Raw genomic sequence first — 2,785 nt, forward strand, 5'->3', positions numbered from 1 at the left:
GGAGGTGTAGATCATCCGCGGCCCGAGGAACCAGCCGAAGAAGTCGTTGCCGCGGTCATAGTGCTCGCGACCGATGCGGATGTCCTGCTCCTGCGAGTGGATGAGCACCTCGGGCAGGAAGCGGGTGAAGAGGAACTTGAAGTGGTCCGCGACGAACTTGTAGTCCGCCACCTTGTGGCGCTCGCGGATGAAGGCGCGGAAGTCGCCCTCGATGTCGAGGCGCTCGTGAATGTAGTCCTCGATGAGAGTGGTCATCGGGACCTTGCCCGAGGCGTAGCTGGGGCCCACGGACGGGTGCTTCGGATTCAGACGGAATGAAACGGGTGCATCCATGATGTCTCTCCGGTAAGGCCGTGCGTCACGCGGTGAAGGGCCTGGGCTCGCGAGCCCGGGCACTCCCCATGACGCAGGGGGTCAACACTCTACCCGTGTCTCCCCCGCTCGGGTGACCGAAGCGCACGTTGATGGACGAATGATCCGCCACGGACCGGGGCGGGTGTGTGAAGCGCCCGACGCTCCTCCACGGGTGGCTGGAAAAGCGCCCCGGCTCGGCGTTTGATGCCCGGCCCCGGCACGGGGTGGCTCGCGTCAGAGGAAGTCCACCAGCCGCGCCGGCAGCAGCGTCTGCTTGTAGACGAGCACCGCCATCATCCAGACGAACGCCAGCCGGACGTCTCGGACCAGCGGCACCCGCTCGCTCCGCGGCGTCCACACCGGGAGCGCCAGCCACAGCAGCAGCGACAGCGCGTGCCAGGCCTGCGTCTGGTAGAGGCGCAGCAGCATCATCCCCATCCAGCCCAGCAGCGCCAGGTCCACCCAGGCCCGCGCGTACAGGAGCGCCACCGCCGCCAGGCCCCCCCCGACGAGCAGGTGCAGCAGGCCGTGCGTCTCCGGGTTCCGCAGCGGATTGGTGAGCGGGAAGAGCGTGAGCGACGGCGCGACGAGCCCGAACGTCTGGAGGCTCGCGCCCCCGAGCACCGCGACGGCCGCCATGCCCACCCACTGCCGCACGCCCCAGGGCTCGCGCCTCCCCTCGCGCAGCAGGAGGTACAGCGCGTAGAGCGACAGCGGCGCGAAGAAGAAGGCGCGGTAGTGCAGGAAGGCCGCGACGCAGTAGCTCACCAGCGCCGCCAGTCCTCGCCGCTGGTAGAGGAAGTGGCCACAGAGCGCGAGCGGGGCCAGCAGCGCCACGTCGTAGAAGCCCTCGAGCGCCCAGCGGACCGTCTCCGAATAGAGGAGGAAGCCGCCGAGCAGCCCGAGCGCCAGGGGTTGGGCCGCGCCCGACATCAGCCAGCGCAGCACGAGGAACAGCCCGAGGTGGGCGTACAGCAGGTAGCTGAGGACGAGCAGGCGGCTCGCGCCGGAGAACGAGAGCGGGGTGAAGTGGTAGACGAGCGCCACCGGGGCCGAGAGCAGCAGGGCTCCCGGTGGGTACGGGCGCGGAAAGACGGGCCAGTTGAGCAGGAGCGGCTTGTCGAGCGACCCGCCCGGAGCGACGTAGAGCGGGGACTTCTCCGTCATGTAGGGCCCGAGATCCTCGGGCAACCGCCGCCGCTCCTCGTCGGTGTAGTGCTGGAGGAACTCATCGGCGGGCTGCTCCCACACGCAGGTGCCGCACAGGACGAACAGTCGCGCGGCGTTCATGTGCGAGACGTGGTCCGAGAACCGTCCGGACAGCCCGCCGTAGGGAGGCGGATAGGGACTCACGAGCGCCCAGCTTCCCCAGCCGATGAAGGAGAGCGCGACGAGCAGCAGGGCTCGCATGGACGGGCGCTGGAGGAAGGCGGGCAGGAGCATGCGCCCTTGTACTTCAGCGCCACGCCCCCGTCCCACGGCTCAGTAGATGGCGAGCCCCACCGACCACGAGTGGTTGAGGGCACGGGTGTCCCCACCGACGGTCGGCAGCCAGTCCTCGGTCCAGCGAAAGGTCAATCCCAGACGCGTGGCCAGCTCGAACTCCGCGAGCGCACCGAAGGACACATAGGGCCGCTTGCCACTCATGGCGGGCATCGTCGCCCCGGCCGAGGCCGCCCACGACTGCCCGCCGCCGACGAAGGGCCCCAGGTGCAGGCGCCACAGCGAGAGGGGGTACCACTGGGCCTCCAGGCCCAGGCGCGTGTTGTAGAAGCTCTTGCTCTGGTCATCTCCGAGCTGGATGCGCGAGTGCGCGAGGAGGCCGAGCTTCCTCGAGGGGAAGTAGCCGAGCGCGAAGTGGAAGCCGGCGCTCCGCCACGTCAGCCGGCCGGGCAGCGCGAAGCTGTCGTTGCCCGCGCCGAACTGGTACGTGAAGCCCTTGCGGTTGAGTGGCGCGGCGTCACGCAGCCACAGGCCGGCGCCCTCATGGCCCGACAGCGCGGCCCTCTCGACGTTGCGCAGATCATCGAAGGTGAGCTCGTCGAGCGGGACGATGCGCTGCCCGCCACTGTGGTTATAGAGGTGCACCGGGTGGTGCGGGTGCACGGCGACCGAGCCCTCGAAGCGCGCCCCCTCGGAGGCCGCCACCGCGATGCCGACCCCGACTCCGACGACGATGGCCACCACCAGGAGCTTGTCGACCCCCTTGATGTCGCCGATGGACGAGCTGCCGCCGCCGCTCGACACGGGGGGCGTGGACGAGGCCTCCGTGACGGGCGTGGCCTCGTGGACGCCGGAGGTGCCACGCGAGGACACGGAGTAGATGGGCGGATCGTAGTAGGGCGCGCCGTAATGGATGTAGAGATCCGGCACCCAGTAGCCATACGAGTTCACCGAGTAGCCCGGAGGCGGCGCCCCCTCGGGAGGTGCC

Annotated in this window: 2 protein-coding genes and 1 pseudogene; all 3 read right to left on the reverse strand. The window is 69.6% G+C overall.

Annotated elements, in window-relative coordinates:
- A pseudogene (locus tag VF697_RS40855) lies at positions 1 to 333 on the reverse strand (class I SAM-dependent methyltransferase); the annotation flags it as partial.
- Positions 334 to 588: 255 nt separating this feature from the next.
- Entirely contained in the window at positions 589 to 1,797 is a 1,209-nt protein-coding gene (locus tag VF697_RS40860; protein WP_331103828.1) for a hypothetical protein, read from the reverse strand.
- A 39-nt stretch (positions 1,798 to 1,836) separates the two neighbouring features.
- Positions 1,837 to 2,785: hypothetical protein (locus tag VF697_RS40865; RefSeq protein WP_331103829.1), on the reverse strand; the 949-nt coding region annotated here is incomplete at its 5' end.

Origin of the sequence: Archangium sp. (assembly GCF_036388035.1) — a bacterium.
GTDB lineage: Bacteria > Myxococcota > Myxococcia > Myxococcales > Myxococcaceae > Archangium.